The sequence below is a fragment of the Streptomyces sp. NPDC057616 genome (genome assembly GCF_042800575.1).
Lineage (GTDB): Bacteria > Actinomycetota > Actinomycetes > Streptomycetales > Streptomycetaceae > Streptomyces.
The window spans coordinates 12,797-33,887 of sequence record NZ_JBHVGU010000045.1 but is presented as its reverse complement, the minus strand read 5'-3'; the positions used below and the strand labels follow the sequence as shown (position 1 = coordinate 33,887).

The 21,091-nt window shown below is 71.7% G+C and carries 20 protein-coding genes; 10 read left to right on the top strand and 10 right to left on the bottom strand.

What is annotated here, in order from left to right:
• The first annotated feature begins 99 nt into the window (after positions 1-99).
• From ACFU97_RS39005 to ACFU97_RS38995, 3 genes are read left to right on the top strand one after another with little or no spacing between them, the layout of a single operon-like run.
• Complete coding sequence (locus tag ACFU97_RS39005; protein ID WP_384266112.1) at positions 100-438, top strand: YnfA family protein; 339 nt, start codon at positions 100-102, stop codon at positions 436-438.
• A 53-nt stretch (positions 439-491) separates the two neighbouring features.
• Entirely contained in the window at positions 492-1,265 is a 774-nt protein-coding gene (locus tag ACFU97_RS39000; protein WP_384266110.1) for an SDR family NAD(P)-dependent oxidoreductase, read from the top strand.
• Positions 1,262-1,405: a hypothetical protein gene (locus tag ACFU97_RS38995; protein WP_384266107.1), complete on the top strand. Its 144-nt coding sequence runs from the start codon at positions 1,262-1,264 to the stop codon at positions 1,403-1,405. The genes ACFU97_RS39000 and ACFU97_RS38995 overlap by 4 nt, the downstream gene beginning before the upstream one ends.
• Before the next feature lie 12 nt (positions 1,406-1,417).
• Here ACFU97_RS38995 and ACFU97_RS38990 read toward each other — a convergent pair whose 3' ends face one another.
• Complete coding sequence (locus tag ACFU97_RS38990) at positions 1,418-2,611, bottom strand: RtcB family protein (RefSeq protein WP_384266105.1); 1,194 nt, start codon at positions 2,609-2,611, stop codon at positions 1,418-1,420.
• A gap of 205 nt (positions 2,612-2,816) precedes the next feature.
• Here ACFU97_RS38990 and ACFU97_RS38985 point away from each other — a divergent pair, with 205 nt between their 5' ends.
• From ACFU97_RS38985 to ACFU97_RS38975, 3 genes are all read left to right on the top strand, one after another.
• Positions 2,817-3,647: a DUF3558 domain-containing protein gene (locus tag ACFU97_RS38985; protein WP_384266103.1), complete on the top strand. Its 831-nt coding sequence runs from the start codon at positions 2,817-2,819 to the stop codon at positions 3,645-3,647.
• 135 nt (positions 3,648-3,782) lie between these two features.
• Positions 3,783-4,700 carry a DUF3558 domain-containing protein gene (locus ACFU97_RS38980; RefSeq protein ID WP_384266101.1) on the top strand — a complete coding sequence of 306 codons (918 nt, stop codon included), beginning with the start codon at positions 3,783-3,785 and terminating at the stop codon, positions 4,698-4,700.
• A 183-nt stretch (positions 4,701-4,883) separates the two neighbouring features.
• Positions 4,884-6,122: a DUF2637 domain-containing protein gene (locus tag ACFU97_RS38975; protein WP_384266215.1), complete on the top strand. Its 1,239-nt coding sequence runs from the start codon at positions 4,884-4,886 to the stop codon at positions 6,120-6,122.
• A gap of 9 nt (positions 6,123-6,131) precedes the next feature.
• Here the strand turns inward: ACFU97_RS38975 and lysS are convergent, their stop codons facing one another.
• On the bottom strand, positions 6,132-7,868 hold the full coding sequence (lysS, locus tag ACFU97_RS38970) for a lysine--tRNA ligase (protein ID WP_384266099.1): 1,737 nt from the start codon (positions 7,866-7,868) through the stop codon (positions 6,132-6,134).
• A gap of 128 nt (positions 7,869-7,996) precedes the next feature.
• Between lysS and argS the strand changes: the two genes are divergently transcribed.
• Positions 7,997-9,766, top strand: coding sequence for an arginine--tRNA ligase (gene argS / locus ACFU97_RS38965; protein ID WP_384266096.1), 1,770 nt, complete (start codon positions 7,997-7,999; stop codon positions 9,764-9,766).
• 85 nt (positions 9,767-9,851) lie between these two features.
• Here the strand turns inward: argS and ACFU97_RS38960 are convergent, their stop codons facing one another.
• A complete protein-coding gene (locus tag ACFU97_RS38960) occupies positions 9,852-10,619 on the bottom strand; it encodes a class I SAM-dependent methyltransferase (protein WP_384266213.1) in 768 nt (255 codons plus the stop codon).
• 199 nt (positions 10,620-10,818) lie between these two features.
• Between ACFU97_RS38960 and ACFU97_RS38955 the strand changes: the two genes are divergently transcribed.
• Together ACFU97_RS38955 and ACFU97_RS38950 are read left to right on the top strand one after the other, a co-directional pair.
• Complete coding sequence (locus ACFU97_RS38955) at positions 10,819-11,409, top strand: TetR/AcrR family transcriptional regulator (RefSeq protein ID WP_384266094.1); 591 nt, start codon at positions 10,819-10,821, stop codon at positions 11,407-11,409.
• A gap of 203 nt (positions 11,410-11,612) precedes the next feature.
• Positions 11,613-12,362, top strand: coding sequence for a DUF4253 domain-containing protein (locus ACFU97_RS38950; RefSeq protein ID WP_384266091.1), 750 nt, complete (start codon positions 11,613-11,615; stop codon positions 12,360-12,362).
• Between the two features lie 13 nt (positions 12,363-12,375).
• Here ACFU97_RS38950 and ACFU97_RS38945 read toward each other — a convergent pair whose 3' ends face one another.
• Together ACFU97_RS38945 and ACFU97_RS38940 are read right to left on the bottom strand one after the other, a co-directional pair.
• The gene (locus ACFU97_RS38945) at positions 12,376-13,206 is read right to left on the bottom strand and encodes an arylamine N-acetyltransferase (protein ID WP_384266090.1); all 831 of its coding nucleotides are present in this window, start codon (positions 13,204-13,206) and stop codon (positions 12,376-12,378) included.
• A gap of 208 nt (positions 13,207-13,414) precedes the next feature.
• A complete protein-coding gene (locus ACFU97_RS38940; RefSeq protein ID WP_384266088.1) occupies positions 13,415-14,317 on the bottom strand; it encodes an SAM-dependent methyltransferase in 903 nt (300 codons plus the stop codon).
• 267 nt (positions 14,318-14,584) lie between these two features.
• Here ACFU97_RS38940 and ACFU97_RS38935 point away from each other — a divergent pair, with 267 nt between their 5' ends.
• Complete coding sequence (locus ACFU97_RS38935) at positions 14,585-14,767, top strand: hypothetical protein (RefSeq protein ID WP_384266085.1); 183 nt, start codon at positions 14,585-14,587, stop codon at positions 14,765-14,767.
• A gap of 17 nt (positions 14,768-14,784) precedes the next feature.
• Here ACFU97_RS38935 and hemB read toward each other — a convergent pair whose 3' ends face one another.
• The 5 genes from hemB to ACFU97_RS38910 form a co-directional block, all read right to left on the bottom strand.
• The gene (gene hemB / locus ACFU97_RS38930) at positions 14,785-15,777 is read right to left on the bottom strand and encodes a porphobilinogen synthase (RefSeq protein WP_384266082.1); all 993 of its coding nucleotides are present in this window, start codon (positions 15,775-15,777) and stop codon (positions 14,785-14,787) included.
• 136 nt (positions 15,778-15,913) lie between these two features.
• A complete protein-coding gene (locus tag ACFU97_RS38925; protein WP_384266080.1) occupies positions 15,914-17,620 on the bottom strand; it encodes a uroporphyrinogen-III synthase in 1,707 nt (568 codons plus the stop codon).
• The gene (gene hemC / locus ACFU97_RS38920) at positions 17,617-18,576 is read right to left on the bottom strand and encodes a hydroxymethylbilane synthase (RefSeq protein WP_384266078.1); all 960 of its coding nucleotides are present in this window, start codon (positions 18,574-18,576) and stop codon (positions 17,617-17,619) included. Before hemC ends, ACFU97_RS38925 begins: the two co-directional genes overlap by 4 nt.
• A complete protein-coding gene (locus ACFU97_RS38915) occupies positions 18,573-20,279 on the bottom strand; it encodes a glutamyl-tRNA reductase (protein ID WP_384266075.1) in 1,707 nt (568 codons plus the stop codon). The genes hemC and ACFU97_RS38915 overlap by 4 nt, the downstream gene beginning before the upstream one ends.
• The gene (locus ACFU97_RS38910) at positions 20,276-21,040 is read right to left on the bottom strand and encodes a redox-sensing transcriptional repressor Rex (RefSeq protein WP_384266073.1); all 765 of its coding nucleotides are present in this window, start codon (positions 21,038-21,040) and stop codon (positions 20,276-20,278) included. Before ACFU97_RS38910 ends, ACFU97_RS38915 begins: the two co-directional genes overlap by 4 nt.
• Between the last annotated feature and the right edge of the window lie 51 nt (positions 21,041-21,091).

Here is a 21,091-nt window from a genome sequence, read left to right as displayed (position 1 = left end):
ACCACTCCTCACTCCAGCGCGGACGTAGCGATGTATCCCCCGTGGAGCGCGCCGCAGGCGCCGTCCATCAGGTGACAGCACGCGTGGCAGTCTGCCGTCATGCTCATCGCCCGCTCCGCCGCCCTGTTCGTCGTCGCCGCGCTCTTCGAGATCGGCGGCGCCTGGCTGATCTGGCAGGGCGTGCGCGAACACCGCGGCTGGCTGTGGATGGCGGGGGGCGTCCTGGCCCTCGGCGCCTACGGCTTCGTCGCCACCTTCCAGCCCGACGCCCACTTCGGCCGCATCCTCGCCGCGTACGGCGGGATCTTCGTGGCCGGGTCGATCCTGTGGGGCGTGGTCGCGGACGGCTACCGCCCGGACCGCTGGGACATCGCAGGCGCGCTCGTCTGCCTGGCCGGCATGGCCGTGATCATGTGGGCGCCGCGGAGCGGCGGCTGAACCTCACTTACGCTGAACGAGGCCGACCGCACCCCGCAGACCAGGAGCACCGCATGGCAACCGCACCGTCCGCCGCCTCCCGCATCGCGATCGTCACCGGTGCGAGCAGCGGCATCGGCGCCGCCACGGCCCGGCAGCTCGCCGCGGCCGGCTACCGCGTCGTCCTCACCGCCCGCCGCAAGGACCGCATCGAGGCGGTCGCGGAGGAGATCAACGCGGCGGGCCACTCGGCCGCGGCGTACCAGCTCGACGTCACCGACCGCGCGGCGGTCGACGAGTTCGCGAGCGCGTTCAAGACGGTCGGCGTCCTGGTCAACAACGCGGGCGGCGCGCTCGGCGCCGACCCGGTGGCGACCGGCGACCCGGCCCACTGGCGCTCGATGTACGAGACGAACGTCATCGGCACCCTGAACCTCACCCAGGCGCTGCTGCCCAAGCTCGTGGCGAGCGGCGACGGCACGGTGGTCGTCGTCTCCTCCACCGCCGGGCACGGCACGTACGAGGGCGGCGGTGGCTACGTCGCCGCCAAGCACGGCGAGCACGTCCTCGCCGAGACCCTCCGCCTGGAGATCGTCGGCCGCCCGGTGCGCGTCATCGAGATCGCGCCCGGCATGGTCAAGACCGACGAGTTCGCCCTGACCCGCTTCGGCGGCGACGAGCAGAAGGCCTCGAAGGTCTACGAGGGCGTGGCCGACCCCCTGACGGCCGACGACGTGGCGGAGACGATCACCTGGACGGTCACCCGCCCCAGCCACGTCAACGTCGACCTCCTCGTCCTGCGCCCCCGCGCCCAGGCGTCCAACACCAAGGTCCACCGCGAGCCGTGACCGCCGACGACCCGGAACGCCGCCGCCTCGCCCTGGAGAAGAAGCGCGAACGGTACGTCTGGTACTACCTCGCGTACTTCCTCTTCGGCATCCACATCGTGGCCTTCGTCATGATCTACGCGGTGCTGCACGCCAAGTAGCACCGCGTCAGGTCAGCCCTTCACGCAAACAACCTGCTTCAGCTTGGCCACGACCTCGACCAGGTCCCGCTGCTGGTCGATGACCTGCTCGATGGGCTTGTACGCGCCCGGGATCTCGTCGACGACGCCGGAGTCCTTGCGGCACTCCACGCCCCGCGTCTGCTCCTCCAGGTCCTTCGTCGAGAACCGCCGCTTCGCCGCGTTGCGGCTCATGCGCCGACCCGCGCCGTGCGAGGCCGAGTTGAAGGCCTTCGCGTTGCCGAGGCCCTTCACGATGTACGAACCCGTGCCCATGGAGCCCGGGATGATGCCGTACTCGCCGGAGCCGGCCCGGATCGCGCCCTTGCGGGTCACGAGCAGGTCCATGCCCTCGTAGCGCTCCTCGGCCACGTAGTTGTGGTGCGCGCTGATCTCCGGCTCGAAGGTCGGCTTCGCCTTCTTGAACTCCTTGCGGATCACGTCCTTCAGGAGCGCCATCATCAGCGTGCGGTTGTACTTCGCGTACTCCTGCGCCCAGAACAGGTCGTTGCGGTACGCCGCCATCTGCGGGGTGTCCGCGACGAACACCGCGAGGTCACGGTCGATCAGCCCCTGGTTGTGCGGGAGCTTCTGGGCCACACCGATGTGGTGCTCGGCCAGTTCCTTGCCGATGTTGCGCGAACCGGAGTGCAGCATCAGCCAGACGGCACCCGTCGTGTCCGTGCAGACCTCCACGAAGTGATTCCCGGACCCGAGCGTCCCCATCTGCTTCGCGGCCCGCTCCGCGCGGAACTTCACCGCCTCCGCGACCCCGTCGAACCGTCCCCAGAAGTCGTCCCAGCCGGCCGTCGGGAGCGCGTGGAAGCGGCCCGGGTCGACCGGGTCGTCGTGCATGCCCCGTCCCACCGGAATCGCCTGCTCCACCTTCGACCGCAGGCGGGACAGATCGCCCGGCAGGTCGTTCGCCGTCAGTGACGTGCGGACCGCCGACATGCCGCAGCCGATGTCGACGCCCACCGCCGCGGGGCACACCGCGCCCTGCATGGCGATGACGGAGCCGACCGTCGCGCCCTTGCCGTAGTGGACGTCCGGCATGACGGCGAGGCCCCTGATCCAGGGGAGCGTCGCGACGTTGCGGAGCTGCTGGAGGGCCGACTCCTCGACCGACGCCGGGTCGGTCCACAGACGGATCGGAACCTTCGCGCCCGGCATTTCCACGTACGACATTTCGCCCTCATTCCCCCGGAAGAACAACAGAAGTAAGAAATCGCAAAACCGGCGCCAAGGTCGTTGAAACAGGTCGACGGACCGGCGTCCACGGCAGTGCGTGCGATACACATTGTCTCCAGGGGACACCCCCGCCCGGCAAGCGAATAACCAGCGGGGACACTGGAGCCACAGCCCCAGCCCCACCGTCGAGAGGAGCCAGCCCGTGCAGCGGAAGGCCTACGTATCCGGCGTCGCCGCCCTCCTCGCGGCGTTGCTGGCCGGCTGCACCGGCGGCTCGGGCGGCGGTGGTTCGACCGACGACTCCAACCCCGGCGACACCGGCACCGCGACCGCCGCGGCCCAGCCGGGCAAGTACCGCACGCTCCCGGAGCCGTGCAGCGCCCCCGGCCACAGCACCCTCGACACACTGCTGCCCGGCATCAAGGAGATCACCGACGAGCAGCAGCGCGAGAGGGCGTACGAGGGCGAGGCCACGCTCACGTACGACACCGACCGCAAGGTGGGCTGTCGCTGGAAGGTGCAGTCGTCGGACGCGACGGACCATCTCCTCGTCGACTTCGAGCGCGTCGTCTCCTACGACAACTCCGTGAGCGACGACGCCCAGGCGCAGGAGCTGTTCGCGCAGAAGCAGACGGCGGCCGACCTGCCCGCGCCGGAGGCCTCCGGCAGCGCGGCCGGCGGCTCCGGCGCGGACCCCTCCCCCGGCGCCACCGGTGCGGACGGCTCGTCCTCCTCCGGCTCGCCCTCCGACACGGCGTCCGGATCCGCCTCCCCGTCCGTCGCGCCGTCCGATCTCCAGCCCCGCGTCCTGACCGACCTCGGCGACGAGGCGTACCTGGACGACGCGCTCAGCGGCTCCGCGTCGACGGCTCAGCAGCGCACGGTGATTGTGGCGTTCCGCACGTCCAACGTCATTGTGACCATCCAGTACGAGGAGCAGCCGGCCGTCGCCGGCACGACTCCTGACAGCAAGGAAATGCAGGACAGGGCCCGGAAACTGGCGGCTCAGCTGGCCGACACCCTGGGTGGCTGACGCCCTGTCGGGCATACCGGAGGCCCGACCGCAATGCCTGTGAAGCAGAAGCACACAGTTTCCTCACCGCGTACCGTGGCCCCTCGGACCCGAACCGCCGACCGCAGGAACCACAGCGTCATGAGTGAAGGAACCATGCAGCGAGCAGCGAAGCGAGACCAGCGGAACCAGCGAGACCGTCAGCCGAGGCGCGCGGGGCGTGTCGCCGTCTGCGCCCTCGCACTGCCCGTGATGGTGTTCGCGGCCGCCTGCTCGTCGGACTCCGGCTCCGGTGACGGGGGGAGCAAGAACGCGGGCGGCGACTCGTCCGCGTCCGCGTCGGGCGCGAGCGCGTCGCCGACGGTGCAGGCGGCGGCGTACCGGAAGTTGCCGGGCTCGTGCGCGGTGCTGTCGAAGAAGACGCTGACCTCCCTGGTGCCGAAGGGTGCCAAGTCCGGCAAGGAGGGCACGTCGGACGACACCGCGACCAGGGCGAGCTGCTCCTGGAGCAGCCTGGACAACAACGGCGTGAAGGGCTCGCAGTTCCGCTGGCTCAACGTCTCGCTGCTGCGCTTCGATTCGGACAGCCAGCGCGGCGCGGGCAACCAGCTGGCGCACGCGTACTACGAGAAGCAGGTCAAGGACGCCCAGGGCGTCGAGGGCGCCAAGAAGATTACGTCGCAGCCGGTCGCCGGGACGGGCGACGAGGCGACGCTGGTGCGCTACGACCTGAAGAAGAAGGAAGGCGCCTTCAAGCAGCAGACGATCGTGACGCGCGTCGAGAACGTCGTCGTCACGCTCGACTACAACGGCGCGGGTCTGGCCGGTGAGAAGACCCCGGACGCCGGCGCCCTGACGAAGGCCGCGGAGCAGGCGGCCAAGGAGGCCGTCGCCTCGGTCGCGTCGGCGAACGGTGCCGGCGGCTCGGGTTCCGGTTCGGGGGCAGGCTCGGGTGGGGGCTCGTCGAAGCCGTCGCCGTCCGCGTCGGCCTCGAAGAAGGCGTCCGCGTCCCCGTCGAAGGCCGCGAAGTCCGCTTCGCCCTCCCCGTCCTCTTCAGCGTCGAAGAAGAGCTGACCGTCACATCTGGACGCCAACACGCAGCTCAGCACCGCTTTTTGACGGAGCCCGGCCCCCGGTGGGGACCGGGCTTCGGCCGTCCCGGCACCGCGTTCGCCGGACACTTGTGCCACTCTGTTGCGCGCAACAGCACGCAAGGGGAGGGGAGTACGAGTGGCCGCGCCACTGCAGCTGACTCGGATGCACCGGATTCTCATCGGCGTGGTCGTGACCGGCGCCGTGATCATCGCCGGCATCGGCTTCGCCGGTTCGTACGCGGCGGTCCGCGAGTTGGCCCTCAAGAAGGGCTTCGGGAACTTCTCCTACGTCTTCCCGATCGGCATCGACGCGGGCATCTGCGTCCTGCTGGCCCTGGATCTCCTGCTCACCTGGATCCGGATCCCGTTCCCGCTGCTGCGCCAGACGGCATGGCTGCTGACGGCGGCGACGATCGCCTTCAACGGTGCCGCCGCCTGGCCCGACCCGCTGGGCGTGGGCATGCACGCGGTGATCCCGATCCTGTTCGTGGTCTCCGTGGAGGCGGCCCGGCACGCGATCGGCCGGATCGCCGACATCACGGCGGACAAGCACATGGAGGGCGTGCGCCTCACCCGCTGGATACTCTCGCCCCTCCCGACGTTCCTGCTGTGGCGGCGTATGAAGCTGTGGGAGCTGCGCTCCTACGAGCAGGTGATCAAGCTGGAGCAGGAGCGGCTGGTCTACCAGGCCCGGCTGCGCTCCCGCTTCGGCCGCGCCTGGCGCCGCAAGGCCCCGGTGGAGTCCCTGATGCCGCTGCGCCTGGCCCGCTACGGCGTCCCGCTCGCGGAGACGGCCCCTTCGGGCCTGGCGGCGGCCGGGATCGAGCCCGCGGTGCTGCCGCCTGCGCCCCGCGTCACGGCCCCCGCGGTGGAGAACCGCGCCGCCGTGGCGCCGCCGGCCGCGCAGCGTCCGGAGCAGGCCGGCCCGCCGGAGGAGAGCCCCTGGCTGCACGCGCGGCACCCGCAGCAGATCCAGTACCACGGCGACTACGACCCGATGTACGAGCCGGAGCAGTTCCCCGAGCAGTACTACGAGCCCGAGCAGTACCCGGACCAGTTCCAGGAGCAGTTCCCGGAGCAGTTCCCGGAGCGCTTCGAGGCGGAGGAGGAGCCGCTGTACGAGGAGCTGCCCGGGGAGGAGACGGGGAGCTTTCCGATCCCGGTGAGCCCGGGCCGCACCCGTGAACTGGGCGAGGGCGGTGGCACCCCGGAGCCGGACGAGGAGTCGTACTACCAGGTCTTCAAGCAGTCGATCAACGGCAGCTACCCGACTCCGCGGGAGTTCAGCGACAACGCCGAGGCCACCTTCGGCGCCGCCGTCCCGGACGCCGAGGCCAAGCGCATGGTGATGCGCTTCCAGAACCGCCACACGGCGGAACTGGAAGACGATCACATCGCGTAGCCCCCGGTCCTACTCGCCGAGCAGGCGCCGCACCCGCTCCTGTCCCACCGCCAGCAGCAGGGTGGGCAGGCGCGGCCCCGTGTCCCGCCCGACCAGCAGGTGGTACAGCAGGGCGAAGAACGTCCGCTGGGCGGTCTTGATCTCCGGCGGGAGTTCCTTGGGCGTGGCGTCCGCGGCGAATCCGGCCTGGACCTTGGGCACGCCGTAGACGAGGTGGGTCAGCCCGTCGAGGGACCAGTGCTCGGCGAGCCCGTCGAGCAGCAGCCGCAGGGACTGCTGGGACGGCTCGTCGAGGGACTTCAGCAGCTCGGCGTCGGGTTCGTCGCGCACGATGGTCCGCTGGTCGGCGGGCACCTGCGTGTTGATCCAGGCCTCGGCCTTGTCGTAGCGCGGCCGGACCTCGTCGAGCGTGCCGAGCGGGTTGGCGGGGTCCAGCTCGCTGAGGATGCGCAGCGCCTGGTCCTCGTGCCCGGCGGTGATGTCCGCGACCGAGGCCAGCGTCCGGTACGGCATCGGGCGCGGGGTCTTCGGCAGCTCGCCGGCGGCCGTGCCGACCGCCCGCGCGTGCGCGGCCACGTCGGCGGGGAGCGCGGAGCCGTCGGCGACCTTGGCGTCGAGCTTGTCCCACTCGTCGTAGAGGCGCTGGATCTCCTGGTCGAAGGCGATCTTGAAGGACTGGTTGGGCCGGCGGCGGGCGTAGAGCCAGCGCAGGAGCTGGGGCTCCATGATCTTCAGCGCGTCGGCGGGCGTGGGCACGCCGCCGCGCGAGGACGACATCTTCGCCATGCCGGAGATGCCGACGAAGGCGTACATCGGGCCGATCGGCTGCTTGCCGCCGAAGATGCCGACGATCTGGCCGCCCACCTGGAAGGAGGATCCCGGGGAGGAGTGGTCGACGCCGCTGGGCTCGAAGACGACGCCCTCGTAGGCCCACCGCATCGGCCAGTCGACCTTCCAGACCAGCTTGCCGCGGTTGAACTCGTTGAGCCGGACGGTCTCGGAGAAGCCGCAGGCCGTGCAGGCGTAGGTCAGCTCGGTCGTCGCGTCGTCGTAGGAGGTGACGGTGGTCAGGTCCTTCTCGCAGTTGCCGCAGTAGGGCTTGTACGGGAAGTACCCGGCCGAGCCGGAGCCGTCGTCCTCGGCAGCGGCGCCGGAGCCCTCCGCGGCCTCCAGCTCCGCCTCGTCGACGGGCTTCTGCTGCTTCTTGGCGGGGGCCTTCTTCGTGCGGTACTGGGCGAGCACGGCGTCGATGTCCTGCCGGTGCTTCATGGCGTGCAGGACCTGCTCGCGGTAGACGCCCGAGGTGTACTGCTCGGTCTGGCTGATCCCGTCGAACTCCACGCCGAGCTCGGCCAGCGAGGCGACCATCGCGGCCTTGAAGTGCTCGGCCCAGTTCGGGTACGCCGAGCCCTTCGGAGCGGGGACGGAGGTCAGCGGCTTGCCGATGTGCTCGGCCCACGTCTCGTCGACCCCGGCGACACCGGCCGGCACCTTGCGGTAGCGGTCGTAGTCGTCCCAGGAGATGAGGTGGCGCACCTGCCGCCCGCGGCGCCGGATCTCGTCGGCGACGAGGTGCGGGGTCATGACCTCGCGCAGGTTCCCGAGGTGGATCGGTCCCGAGGGGGACAGTCCGGACGCGACGACGACCGGTTTGCCCGGGGCCCGGCGCTCCGACTCCTCGATGACCTCATCCGCGAAACGGGAGACCCAGTCGGTGGTCTCGGTGCTCTGAGCCACGATCGGCACGTCCTTCTTTCTGAACGGGGTGACGCTCCATTCTCACAGACGGGCATGCGACGGAGAAAACCGCTTTACCCCCCGTGGGATACTTGCTGGGTCTATCCATCCCCACGAGGAGAACGGCACCCCTTCCTATGGCCTCGGTCACGTCCCTCAGCGACTCCGTCCAGCAGCAGCTCGCGTCCGCCCTCTCGGCTACCCTGCCGGAGGCCGCCGGTGCGGACCCGCTGCTGCGACGCAGCGACCGGGCCGACTTCCAGGCGAACGGCATCCTCGCCCTCGCCAAGAAGGCCAAGGCCAACCCGCGGGAGCTGGCGACGCAGGTCGTCGGCAACCTCGTCACGGGTGACGTGATCGAGGACGTCGAGGTCTCCGGCCCCGGCTTCCTGAACGTCACGCTCTCGGACAAGGCGATCACCGAGAACCTCGCGGCGCGTTACGCCGACGACACCGGCCGCCTCGGCGTCCCCCTGCGGGAGAACGCGGGCGTCACGGTCGTCGACTACGCCCAGCCGAACGTGGCGAAGGAGATGCACGTCGGCCATCTGCGCTCGGCGGTCATCGGCGACGCCCTGCGCGGCATGCTCGACTTCACCGGCGAGAAGACGATCGGCCGGCACCACATCGGCGACTGGGGCACCCAGTTCGGCATGCTCATCCAGTACCTGTTCGAGAACCCCGGCGAGCTGGCCCCGGCGGCCGACGTCGACGGCGAGCAGGCGATGAGCAATCTGAACCGGGTCTACAAGGCCTCGCGTGCTGTCTTCGACGCGGACGAGGAGTTCAAGGAGCGGGCCCGCAAGCGGGTCGTCGCCCTGCAGTCCGGCGACAAGGAGACGCTCGAGCTGTGGCAGCAGTTCGTGGACGAGTCGAAGGTCTACTTCTACTCGGTCTTCGAGAAGCTCGACATGGAGATCCGCGACGAGGAGATCGTCGGCGAGTCCGCGTACAACGACATGATGGCGGAGACGGCGCGGCTGCTGGAGGAGTCGGGCGTCGCCGTCCGCTCCGAGGGCGCGCTGGTCGTCTTCTTCGACGAGATCCGCGGCAAGGACGACCAGCCGGTGCCGCTGATCGTGCAGAAGGCGGACGGCGGCTTCGGCTACGCGGCGTCCGACCTGTCCGCGATCCGCAACCGTGTCTTCGAACTGCACGCGACGACGCTGCTGTACGTCGTGGACGTGCGTCAGTCCCTGCACTTCAAGATGGTCTTCGAGACGGCCCGGCGGGCCGGCTGGCTCAACGAGGGCGTCACCGCGCACAACATGGGCTACGGCACGGTGCTGGGCGCGGACGGCAAGCCGTTCAAGACGCGTGAGGGCGAGACGGTCCGGCTGGAGGACCTGCTGGACGAGGCGGTCGAGCGGGCCACGGCGGTCGTGCGGGAGAAGGCCGAGAAGGTGGGCCTGACCGAGGAGGAGATCGTCGAGAACGGCCGGTACGTCGGCATCGGCGCCGTGAAGTACGCGGACCTGTCGACCTCGCCGAACCGTGACTACAAGTTCGACCTGGACCAGATGGTGTCGCTGAACGGCGACACGAGCGTGTACCTGCAGTACGCCTACGCCCGTATCCGATCCATCTTCGGCAAGGCCGGCGACCGCACCCCGCTGGCCCACCCGGAGCTCGAACTCGCCCCGGCGGAGCGGGCGCTGGCCCTGCACCTGGACGCGTTCGGGGAGACGGTCTTCGAGTCGGCGGCGGAGTACGCCCCGCACAAGGTGGCCTCGTACCTGTACCAACTGGCGTCGCTGTTCACGACGTTCTACGACCAGTGCCCGGTGGTGAAGCCCGCCCCCGCCCAGGACGTCGCGGAGAACCGCCTCTTCCTGTGCGACGTGGCGGCGCGGACGCTGCACCGGGGCATGGCCCTGCTGGGCATCCGGACGCCCGAGCGCCTCTGAGCGCCCGGACGCAGTGCCACGGCCCGGGTATTGAGGTCGTGGCCGCCGTCGATGTTGCCGGTGCAAGGGGCCGGCGAGGAGTGCTTCAGCTCCGTCGCGCGATGACGGCGAGCGTCGCGTACGGCATGGTGATGCTGCCGCCGCGCGCGTCGATGGCGGCCCCGGCGGCGTCCAGGATCTCGCCCAGCCCGTCGGCCGGGAGGCGGGTGAAGGCGCCCTGGGTGGGCATGACGTCCAGCCAGGCGTCGCGGGTGTAGGTGAACTCCCAGTCGTGGCGCCACTGTTCGGGTTCGGCGAAGCCGCCGGCCGCCCGGATCACGTCGGCCGCCTTGACCAGGAAGGTCTGGTAGCCGTCCACCATCGACCTGGTCAGGGCCGCGCGGAAGTCGAACGGCGAGTCGGGCATGACGCGTTCGCAGGCGTCCGCGACGGCCTCGGCGAGGTCGGCCGGGACGTCGGCCACGTTCCAGAAGGGGGCCAGCAGGCCGCCGGGCCGCAGGACCCGCACCGCCTTGGCCACGCCCGCGACGGGGTCGACCCAGTGCCAGGCCGTCCCGGCGACGACCGCGTCGAACCGCCGCTCCCCCGGCTCCCATCGCTCGAACGTCGCCACGTCCACGTCGAGGTCCGGGTCCGAGCGCCGGGCCGAGTCGGCCATACGGGCGTCGGGTTCGACCCCGAGCACCCTGCACCCGGCGGCCCGGAACTGCCGGGCGGCGATGCCGGTGCCGCAGCCGACGTCGAGGACGTCCGGACCGGGCAGGGCGTCGGCGATCCGCCGCACGAGGGCCTCGGGGTAGCGGGGCCGGGCACGGTCGTAGCGCTCGGCGTCACCGCCGAAGGACTCGGCGATGTCCCGGTACTCATGAGGCCGGTCCGGAGCGGACCGGTCCGGAGCGGACCGGTCCGGAGTGGACCGGTCCGGGGTGGACCGGTCCGGGGTGGACCGGTCCGGGGTGGACGAAGGAGTGGGCATGCGCCCACTATGAGTGGGCGGTCGCCCACCGGTCAATGGGCGCGCGCCCACTCGCCGACAGGAGAGAATGACCCGCATGCCGACCGGTACGGCCCTCCGCGACCCCCGCCAGCAGCTCTTCGAAGCCGCCGAGCGCATCCTGCTGCGCGCCGGCCCCAACGCGCTGACCAGCAGGGCGGTGACGGCGGAGGCGGGCGTCGCGAAGGGGGTGCTGCACCGGTACTTCCCGGACTTCGACGCGTTCCTGGCGGAGCTGGTGCGCGGCCGCATCCGCGCACTCGACGCCCTGGGCGCGGCCCTGAACGAATCCGCCGGCACCGGCACGGTCGCGGGCAACCTCACCGGCGCCCTGGTCGTCCTCTTCGACCCGGTCGCCACCTCGGTCGTCGGCCTCGTGATCGCCCGCGACGAGCTGCGCGCCCGCCTGCGCGCGGCCGGCTCGACGGGCATCCCCCTGATGACGGAGGCGGCGGCGGTCCTCGCGGCCTACCTCGGTGCGGAGCGCGACCTCGGCCGCATCGCCCCCGACGCGGACGTGGACGTCCTCGCCCCGACCCTGCTCGGCGCGGCACACCTGCTGTTCGCGGACCGGGAGGCGGGGCCGCCGGACACGGAGACGGTGCGCAGGACGGTGGCGGCGGTGACGGCGGGCGCTGCGTCGGCGTGACGCCGGCACGGCGAGCACGTCGCCCGCGGGCGACGTACGAGGTGCCCGTCGCCGCCGCGCCCAAGTGTGCGATGCTGCGCACGCGTTACCTCACCACCGAGGACTCCAGAAGCCCGCTGGAGCGTCTGCCAGGAGAGCCATGAGCACCACACTTCGGACGAGCCCCGGCGCCCGGCCCGCCTTCCTCGACGGCGGGCGGTGACATGGCCACGCTTCCCAACCCGCTGCCGCGCCTCGCGGAGCTCGGGCTGCACCTCCCGCCCGGCGCACTGGTGGACGGCCTGCTGTGGCTGGCGGACGGCCAGGCCGCCCCCGGCGAATGGACCGCGCTGCGGCGGAAGGCGCCCCGGGTCGGACTGCTCCCCGTCGTCGTCGAGGCAGGTTCACGTCCCGGTGGCCCGGGACTCTGGGAGCTGGAGCCCGCGAGGATGTCGTATCCCGGGGACCACGACGCGGAGGAGGTCCTGGAGGAGTTCTGGGACGCGCACACCGACGAGGAGTGGCCCGGCCTGGCGGAGGCGCCGCAGGGCGCCGGCGCGGAGCCCGAGGCCGTCGCCGCCGACGTCGTGGAGTCCCTTCTCGACGGCGCCGCCGCCGGCGGTCCGCTCAAGGACCCGCGTCTCGCCCTCGTCCCGGCCCGCCGCAGCGCCGACATCCCCGCCGCGATCGGCTGGATGGGCCCGGCGAACCACGAGAACGACACCGCGCGCCTGTCCGCGGTCCTGCGCTCCTGGGAGGACCGCTTCGGCATACGCGTGGTGGCGTTCGGCTTCGACACCCTCCTGGTGTCGGTCGCCGCGCCGCCCACCACCCTGGCCGAGGCGCAGGCCCTGGCCGCCGAGCACTACGCGTTCTGCCCGGACACCGTCGGCCAGGGCGCCGACCCGACGCTCGCCGCGTACGCCGAACGCCGGCTCCTCGGCCGGACCGCCTGGCACTTCTGGTGGGACTGAGCGGACGGCCCCCTCAGCTCAGCAGGGCGATCCCGTCCGGCGCGACGATCCCGAACTCCTCGATCAGGACCCGCCGTACCTCGGTCTCTTGCGTCAACTCCCGCTCGTGTACGGCCCCGTCGGCCGCCGTCTCGGTCAACAGGCCGCCGTGCAGCGCGAGATGCCGCTCGGCGCCGACGCGCTGGACGTACAGCCGCTGGGTGAAGGGCGAGCGCGGGTTCGTGGCGATGTGCCAGTTGATGACGTCGTAGTCGGGCTTCTCGAAGGGTTCGAGGGTGAAGGCGTACTGGTCGGCCCAGTCGCCCTTGCCCCGGTCGTAGGCCTGGAGCAGCCACAGGTCCAGCGGTCCGCGGTGCGGGACGTGGACGAGGCGGTGGCGCCGCCCCGCGTCCTGGAACTCGGCGCCGGTCCGCAGCGGCACCGGCTCAAGGAGCGCGCCGATCGCCCCGAACCCGACGTCGGCGAGATACGGCTGCGGGTCGCCCGGCGCCTCGGCCAGCAGGGCCATGTGGGTGCGCGGGCGGCTCTCGATGCGGTCGGCGCCGACGGCGACCCGCGCGGTCAGCCGGGTCACACCGAAGCCCAGGGCCTCCAGGGCCTCGGCGAACAGGGTGTTGTGCTCGTAGCAGTAGCCTCCGCGCCGGCTGTGCACGAGCTTGGCCATGAGGTCGGCGGGGTCGAGGGAGGGGGCGGTGCGGCGCAGGGCGTCCAGGTTCTCGAACGGGATGCCCCGCATGTGCGCCAGATGGACGCCCCGCAGCGTGGCCGCGCCGGGCCGCCGCTCCCCCTCCCAGCCGATCCGCCGGAGGTACGCGTCAAGGTCGAACTCCACTGTGTCGGACATGCCGCCACCGTAGGACGCGCGACGCCCCGTTCAGAGAATGCCGAGCACCCCGTGCAGCAGCGCGGCAACGGCGGCGAGAAGACCAGGGACGAGCGTGGCGAGCATGGAAGACCTCCGTGAGCGGAATGCGTGTTTTCTACCGCTCTCGATAACGCTCCATGATCGCCCGCGTTACGGTTCTGATCGCGGCCTTTCCCGATCGCTCCGCTCAGGCCTTGTTGCCGACTCCCGCATAGACGTTGATGTCGGCGTCCGTGACGTCGTTGATGTCGGCGTACCGCACCTTCTCGATGTCGTCGAGCCCCGCCAGGTACGACGCCTCGGGCTGGTCCGGGACGGGCGCGGCGTTGTCCGCGCGCCAGCGGTGGACGGGGACGACACCCGGATCCACCATCTCCAGGGAGCTCTCGGAGAAGAAGCGCTCGACCTCCGCCCGGGTGCGCAGCACGAAGGTGAACCCCCGCTCGGTGTACGTCCGCTGGACCGCGCGGATGTTCTCGGGGTTGAGGTCCTCGGTGAGGTGGCTGAGCACCAGCCGGCTGCCGGCCGGCAGCGCGTCGACGAGCTCGCGCACGATCGGGTACGCCTCCTCGTCCTCCACGAAGTGCAGGATCGCCACCAGGCAGAGCGCGATCGGCTGGTCGAAGTCGAGTGTCTTCGCGGCCTGTTCGAGGATCTGCGCCGGGCTCTTGAAGTCGGCGTCGATGTAGTCGGTGCGCCCCTCGGGGCCGCTGGTGAGCAGCGCCCGCGCGTGGGCCAGCACGACGGGGTCGTTGTCGACGTACACGACGCGTGCGTCGGGGATGGTCCGCTGGGCGATCTGGTGGACGTTCTCCGCGGTGGGCAGGCCGGTGCCGACATCGAGGAACTGCCGTATGCCGTCCTCCTGGACGAGCGTGTTCACCGCCCGGCGCAGGAAGTCGCGGTTGTGCCGTACGTCGAGGTAGCCGCGCGGGTTGGCGGCGAGTGCGGCGGCGGCCGCCGCCCGGTCGACCGGGTAGTTGTCCTTGCCGCCGAGGAAGACGTCGTAGACGCGGGCCGGGTGTGCCTTGGTGGTGTCGATCCTCCTTCTCAGCTCGGCGGGATCCTGGCTGAGGGCGTCACCGGACATGGGCGTCTCCCTGGAGAGTCGGCGGGTCATTCAACAGGCAACGAGCAGTCGCCAACAACCTAACTCCCGGCGGAACTTGATGGTGCCCGTCCCGTGATCCCGCCGCGCGGCGTCCCGGACCGGTGTCCCGGGACACGCCGTCCCCGCAGGTCAGCGGCGATCTCGGGACCTCGGCGTCCCGAATCCTCCGGGGAGGCTGGCGGGCCGGGCGGATCACCGAGCAGGCTGGTGTCCCGACCCCGAGTTCACCATCGAGAGGGCCGAGCCATGTCCGCACCCCCCACCCGCACCAGGGCCCGCGTGCTCCTCGCCGCGACGGCCGCACTCGCCGCGCTCGCGCTGACGGCGTGCCGGGACGGCGAGGGTCTGCGCGACGAGGGACCGTCGTCCCTCACCACTCCGGCCGCGCGGTCGGCCCCCGCCGCGGCCCCTTCGCCCTCGACTCCCTGAGCGGATCCGCCGCGCGCTCAGCGCAGCTTCTGGGCGGCCTCGACGGCCCAGTACGTGAGGATGTTCTGCGCGCCGGCCCGCCTGATACCGGTCAGCGTCTCCATGATCGCCCGGTCCCGGTCGATCCAGCCCTTCTCGGCGGCGGCCTCGACCATCGAGTACTCGCCGGAGATCTGGTAGGCCGCGACCGGCACGTCCACGGAGTCGGCGACCCGCGCCAGGATGTCGAGGTAGGGCCCGGCCGGCTTGACCATCACCATGTCGGCGCCCTCCTCCAGGTCGAGCGCCAGCTCCCGCAGCGACTCGCGCGCGTTCGCGGGGTCCTGCTGGTACGTCTTGCGGTCGCCCTGCAGCGACGAGGCGACGGCCTCGCGGAAGGGACCGTAGAAGGCGGAGGCGTACTTCGCGGTGTAGGCGAGGATCGCGACGTCGTCCTTCCCGATCTGGTCGAGCGCGTCCCGCACGACGCCGATCTGCCCGTCCATCATCCCGCTGGGGCCCACGACATGGGCGCCCGCGTCGGCCTGCACCTGGGCCATTTCGGCGTACCGCTCCAGGGTGGCGTCGTTGTCGACCCGCCCCTCGGCGTCGAGCACACCGCAGTGCCCGTGGTCGGTGGTCTCGTCGAGACACAGGTCGGACATGACCAGCAGGTCGTCGCCGACCTCGGCACGCACATCGCGGATGGCGACCTGGAGGATGCCGTCCGGGTCGGTGCCGGGCGTCCCGACGGCGTCCTTCTTCCCGTCCTCGGGCACCCCGAACAGCATGATCCCGGAGATCCCCGCCGCCACCGCCTCGGCGGCCGCCTTCTTCAGGCTGTCGCGGGTGTGCTGCACGACCCCGGGCATCGCCGAGATCGGCACGGGCTCGCTGACGCCCTCACGGATGAAGGCCGGCAGGATGAAATCGGCGGGGTGCAGTCGCGTCTCGGCGACCATCCGCCGCATGACGGGCGAGGTCCGCAGCCGCCGGGGACGCGTACCGGGAAAGGATCCGTACTTCGTCATACCGTCTACGCTACGCCCGCCCCAGGGGCACCTTTGCCGACGCCTCGTCGGCGCCCGGCCCGTCGGCGGACGCCGCCCGAGCACGGCGACGGGACGCGCCCTCGGGGCACGTCCCGTCACCTCACCGCTCGTTCGCTCAGGTCGTGGAGCGACGCCTCCGGGCGCCCGGACGGCGCTCGCTCGGGCGGGTCACCGGGTCGCCGGACTCCAGGGCGGCGGCGCGCCGCTTGAGGCCGAAGTCGGCCAGCGCCTCGGCCAGCTTGTGCACCGACGGCTCGGGGGCCATCACGTCGACCCGCAGCCCGTGCTCCTCGGCGGTCTTCGCCGTCGCCGGGCCGATGCACGCGATCACCGTCACGTTGTGCGGCTTGCCCGCGATACCCACCAGGTTCCGCACGGTGGACGACGAGGTGAACAGCACGGCGTCGAACCCGCCGCCCTTGATCGCCTCGCGCGTCTCCGCCGGCGGCGGCGAGGCCCGCACGGTCCGGTAGGCCGTGACGTCGTCGACCTCCCAGCCCAGCTCGATGAGCCCGGCCACCAGCGTCTCGGTGGCGATGTCGGCACGCGGCAGGAAGACCCGGTCGATCGGGTCGAAGACGGGGTCGTACGGCGGCCAGTCCTCCAGCAGGCCCGCGGCCGACTGCTCCCCGCTCGGCACCAGGTCGGGCTTCACGCCGAACGCGACGAGCGCCTTGGCGGTCTGCTCCCCGACCGCAGCAACCTTTATGCCGGCGAAGGCACGGGCGTCGAGCCCGTACTCCTCGAACTTCTCGCGCACCGCCTTGACGGCGTTGACCGAGGTGAAGGCGATCCACTCGTACCGCCCGGTGACGAGCCCCTTCACGGCCCGCTCCATCTGCTGGGGCGTGCGCGGCGGCTCGACGGCGATGGTCGGCACCTCGTGCGGCACGGCCCCGTACGACCGCAGCTGGTCGGAGAGCGACGCCGCCTGCTCCTTCGTCCGCGGCACGAGCACCTTCCAGCCGAACAGCGGCTTGGACTCGAACCAGGACAACTGGTCGCGCTGGGCGGCGGCGGAACGCTCACCGACCACGGCTATCACCGGCCGGCCGCCCTCCGGGGAGGGCAGCACCTTGGCCTGCTTCAGGGTCTGCGCGATCGTCCCGAGAGTGGCCGTCCAGGTCCGCTGGCGCGTGGTCGTACCGGCCACAGTCACCGTCATCGGCGTATCGGGCTTGCGGCCCGCCGACACCAGTTCTCCGGCGGCCGCGCCGACCGAGTCGAGCGTCGTCGACACGACCACGGTCCCGTCGGAGGCGCCCACCTCCGTCCAGCACCGGTCCGAGGCGGTACGGGCGTCCACGAACCGCACGTCCGCACCCTCGGCGTCGCGCAGCGGGACACCGGCGTACGCGGGTACGCCGACCGCGGCCGCGACACCGGGGACGACCTCGAAGGGCACGCCCGCGGCGGCGCAGGCGAGCATCTCCTCGGCGGCGTAAGTGTCCAGGCCAGGGTCCCCGGACACCGCTCGGACGACCCGCTTGCCGCCCCGCGCGGCCTCCATGACAAGATGTGCCGCATCCCGTACCGCGGGGACCCCAGCGGTTGTTGACGAGCCGTCAACAACCGCCAGCTGAGGTGTGCCCGTGCCCGGGTGGGAGTCCGAGGAAGGACCCCCGTCCGTGTGCACCTCGGCGGCGCCTTGCCTGGCGTGCTTGCGCACCACGTCGAGCACGTCGTGCTCGGCGACGAGAACGTCCGCGTTCGCCAGCGCCTCCACGGCGCGCAGAGTCAGCAGTCCCGGATCCCCGGGTCCGGCACCCAGGAAGGTGACGTGCCCGTGTTCGAGGCCGGTGGGAAGGGTGGTGGGGCTCAATGTGCTCGCTCCCCCATCAGACCGGCCGCGCCCTGGGCAAGCATCTCGGCCGCGAGTTCACGGCCGAGCGCCATTGCTTGGTCGTACGTCTCGGGCACGGGACCGGTGGTGGACAGCTGCACCGTGCGCGAGCCGTCGGTCGTGCCGACTATCCCGCGCAGGCGCATTTCCTTGACAATCTGCCCGTCGCCCACGATGTCGGCCAGCGCGCCCACGGGGGCGCTGCAACCGGCCTCCAGGGCGGCGAGCAGTGACCTCTCGGCGGTCACGGCGACCCGGGTGAGCGGGTCGTCGAGCTCTCCGAGCGCGGCGATCAGGTCCGCGTGGTCCGCGGCACACTCGATCGCCAGTGCCCCCTGGCCGGGGGCGGGCAGAACCGTGTCGACCGACAGGAAGTCGGTCACCTCGTCGCTCCGGCCGATCCGGTTGAGGCCGGCGGCGGCCAGGACGACCGCGTCCAGCCCGCCTTCCCGCACGTACCGGATCCGGGTGTCGACGTTGCCCCGTATCGGGACCGTCTCCATGTCCAGCCCATGGCTGCGCGCGTACGCGTTCAGCTGCGCCATGCGGCGCGGCGAGCCCGTGCCGATGCGCGCACCGCGCGGCAGGTCGGTGAACTTCAGCGCGTCCCGGGCGACGATCACGTCGCGCGGGTCCTCACGCAGCGGGACGGCGGCCAGCGCCAGGTCCTCGGGCTGCGCGGTGGGCAGGTCCTTGAGCGAATGAACCGCGAAGTCGACCTCGCCCCGCAGCAGCGCGTCACGCAGCGCCGTGACGAACACGCCCGTGCCGCCGATCTGTGCGAGCTGCTCGCGGGAGGTGTCGCCGTAGGTGGTGATCTCGACGAGCTCGACGGGCCGTCCTGTCACCCGGCCCACGGCGTCCGCCACCTGCCGGGACTGGGACATGGCGAGTTTGCTCCGCCTCGTTCCCAGTCTCAATGCCTTGCTGTTCATGCCGGCCCTCGGTTCTTGCTGTTCTCTGAGTCGTCGTCGGCGCGGGAGACCGCGGCCACCGCCTCCTGGTCGAGGCCGAAAAGGGTCCGCAGGGCATCCGCGTACCCTGCTCCGCCCGGTTCGGCCGCGAGCTGCTTGACCCGCACCGTCGGCGCGTGGAGCAGCTTGTCCACGACGCGCTTGACGGTCTGCGTGATCTCGCTGCGGTGCTTGTCGTCGAGCCCGGGCAGCCGCCCCTCCAGGCGCGCGATCTCGCCCGCGACCACATCGGCGGCCATCGTCCGCAGCGCGACGACGGTGGGCGTGATGTGCGCGGCCCTGAGCGCGGCCCCGAAGGCGGCGACCTCGTCGGAGACGATCCGGCGGACCTGGTCGACGTCGGCGGCCATCGGCGCGTCCGCCGAGGCCTCGGCCAGCGACTCGATGTCGACGAGCCGGACGCCGGCCAGCCGGTGCACGGCCGCGTCGATGTCGCGCGGCATCGCGAGGTCGAGCAGGAAGAGCACGGGCGCGGGCCGCGGGGCCTCGGCGGTCGGCTCGGGCCTGCGGCGCTCGGGGATGCGGCCGACGGTCGCGGCGGTGGCGGCGAGCGCGGTGATCAGCTCGGCGTCGGCCTCGGGCGTGCGGCGCGCGGCCTCGCGGCGGTCGACGGTGCCGTTGTCCACCCAGGCCGCGTGCTGCTCGAGCGTCGCCGCGTCCATCCCGGCGACGGCGGCCTCCCCCATCACGGAGAAGCCGGACTGCGCGGCGGACAGGTCGAGCGGGCAGTTCTCGTCGGCGCCGACGGAGGTGGGCGGCAGCGGACGTACGCCGCCGTCCGCGGCCGGGACCGTGCTCTGCGGGACGGCTGCGGGAGTGCCCGTACGGCCCTCGACCGCCGCCGCGACCGCGTCGGCCGGCAGGACGAGGCTCGTCGCGCCGGTGCAGGAGACGACCACGTCGGCACGTGTCAGCTCGACCGGCACCGATTCCATCGGTACCGCGCGGGCGGTCACGTCCGTTCCGTCGGCCTCGGCCAGTATCTGCGCCAGGCGCTCGGCGCGCTCCGCGGTGCGGTTGGCGACGACGATCTCGGCGACGCCGGCCCGCGCGAGGGTGGCGGCGGCCAGCGAGGACATCGAGCCGGCGCCGACGACCACCGCCTTCTTGCCGCGGGCCCAGTCCTCGACCTCGCCCCCGGCGGCCAGCTGCTCCAGGCCGAAGGTGACCAGGGACTGCCCGGCGCGGTCGATGCCGGTCTCGGAGTGGGCGCGCTTGCCGACCCGCAGCGCCTGCTGGAACAGGTCGTTCAGCAGCCGGCCCGCGGTGTGCAGGTCCTGCGCCTTGGCCAGCGAGTCCTTGATCTGCCCGAGGATCTGCCCCTCGCCCACGACCATGGAGTCGAGGCCGCAGGCCACCGAGAACAGGTGGTGGACGGCGCGGTCCTCGTAGTGGACGTAGAGGTAGGGCGTGAGCTCCTCGAGGCCGACCCCGCTGTGCTGGGCGAGCAGCGTGGACAGCTCGGCGACACCGGCGTGGAACTTGTCCACGTCGGCGTAGAGCTCGATGCGGTTGCAGGTCGCGAGGACCGCGGCCTCGGCGGCGGGCTCCGCGGCGACCGTGTCCTGCAGCAGCTTGATCTGGGCGTCCGGATTCAGCGCGGCGCGCTCCAGGACACTGACCGGGGCGCTGCGGTGACTCAGACCGACGACGAGGAGACTCATGCCGGCATCACGGCGGGTACGTCCCCGTCCGGGCCCTTGTCCGCCGGGTTCTTGCGCGCGGCGGCGACCGGTGCGGCGCCGTCGGTCCCGGCGGCCTCCTCCCCGGCCTTGCGCTGCTCGTGGAAGGCGAGGATCTGCAGCTCGATGGAGAGGTCGACCTTGCGCACGTCCACCCCGTCCGGGACGGTCAGCACGGTCGGCGCGAAGTTCAGGATGGAGGTGACCCCGGCGGCCACGAGCCGGTCGCAGACCTGCTGGGCGGCGCCGGCGGGGGTGGCGATGACGCCGATGCTCACCCCGTTGTCCTCGATGATCTTTTCCAGGTCGTCCGTGTGCTGCACGGGGATGCCCGCGACGGGCTTGCCGGCCATCGCCGGGTCCGCGTCTATCAGGGCGGCCACCCGGAACCCACGGGAGGCGAACCCGCCGTAGTTGGCGAGGGCGGCGCCGAGGTTACCGATACCGACGATCACAACCGGCCAGTCCTGGGTGAGCCCGAGCTCGCGCGAGATCTGGTAGACGAGATACTCGACGTCGTAGCCCACACCGCGGGTGCCGTAGGAGCCCAGGTAGGAGAAGTCCTTGCGCAGCTTCGCGGAGTTGACCCCCGCCGCGGCCGCGAGCTCCTCGGAGGAGACCGTGGGGACCGAGCGCTCCGACAGTGCGGTCAGAGCGCGGAGGTACAGCGGAAGCCTGGCGACGGTGGCCTCGGGAATCCCTCGGCTGCGGGTCGCCGGTCGGTGAGTTCGGCCAGTTGCCACGGTGCTCCTGCGGGTAGAGCGGGGCTGTGGGCGGTCACATGTACCCAGACC

Bases quoted from the DNA above. Each gene is read 5' to 3' on its own strand.
- ACFU97_RS38955 (WP_384266094.1), top strand. From the start codon at position 10,819: ATGCCGACCGGTACGGCCCTCCGCGACCCCCGCCAGCAGCTCTTCGAA.
- hemC (WP_384266078.1), bottom strand. From the start codon at position 18,576: ATGAACAGCAAGGCATTGAGACTGGGAACGAGGCGGAGCAAACTCGCC.
- ACFU97_RS39005 (WP_384266112.1), top strand. From the start codon at position 100: ATGCTCATCGCCCGCTCCGCCGCCCTGTTCGTCGTCGCCGCGCTCTTC.
- ACFU97_RS38935 (WP_384266085.1), top strand. From the start codon at position 14,585: ATGTCCGCACCCCCCACCCGCACCAGGGCCCGCGTGCTCCTCGCCGCG.
- ACFU97_RS38940 (WP_384266088.1), bottom strand. From the start codon at position 14,317: ATGTCCGGTGACGCCCTCAGCCAGGATCCCGCCGAGCTGAGAAGGAGG.
- ACFU97_RS38945 (WP_384266090.1), bottom strand. From the start codon at position 13,206: ATGTCCGACACAGTGGAGTTCGACCTTGACGCGTACCTCCGGCGGATC.
- ACFU97_RS38990 (WP_384266105.1), bottom strand. From the start codon at position 2,611: ATGTCGTACGTGGAAATGCCGGGCGCGAAGGTTCCGATCCGTCTGTGG.
- ACFU97_RS38915 (WP_384266075.1), bottom strand. From the start codon at position 20,279: ATGAGTCTCCTCGTCGTCGGTCTGAGTCACCGCAGCGCCCCGGTCAGT.
- ACFU97_RS38980 (WP_384266101.1), top strand. From the start codon at position 3,783: ATGCAGCGAGCAGCGAAGCGAGACCAGCGGAACCAGCGAGACCGTCAG.
- ACFU97_RS39000 (WP_384266110.1), top strand. From the start codon at position 492: ATGGCAACCGCACCGTCCGCCGCCTCCCGCATCGCGATCGTCACCGGT.
- argS (WP_384266096.1), top strand. From the start codon at position 7,997: ATGGCCTCGGTCACGTCCCTCAGCGACTCCGTCCAGCAGCAGCTCGCG.
- ACFU97_RS38975 (WP_384266215.1), top strand. From the start codon at position 4,884: ATGCACCGGATTCTCATCGGCGTGGTCGTGACCGGCGCCGTGATCATC.
- ACFU97_RS38950 (WP_384266091.1), top strand. From the start codon at position 11,613: ATGGCCACGCTTCCCAACCCGCTGCCGCGCCTCGCGGAGCTCGGGCTG.
- hemB (WP_384266082.1), bottom strand. From the start codon at position 15,777: ATGACGAAGTACGGATCCTTTCCCGGTACGCGTCCCCGGCGGCTGCGG.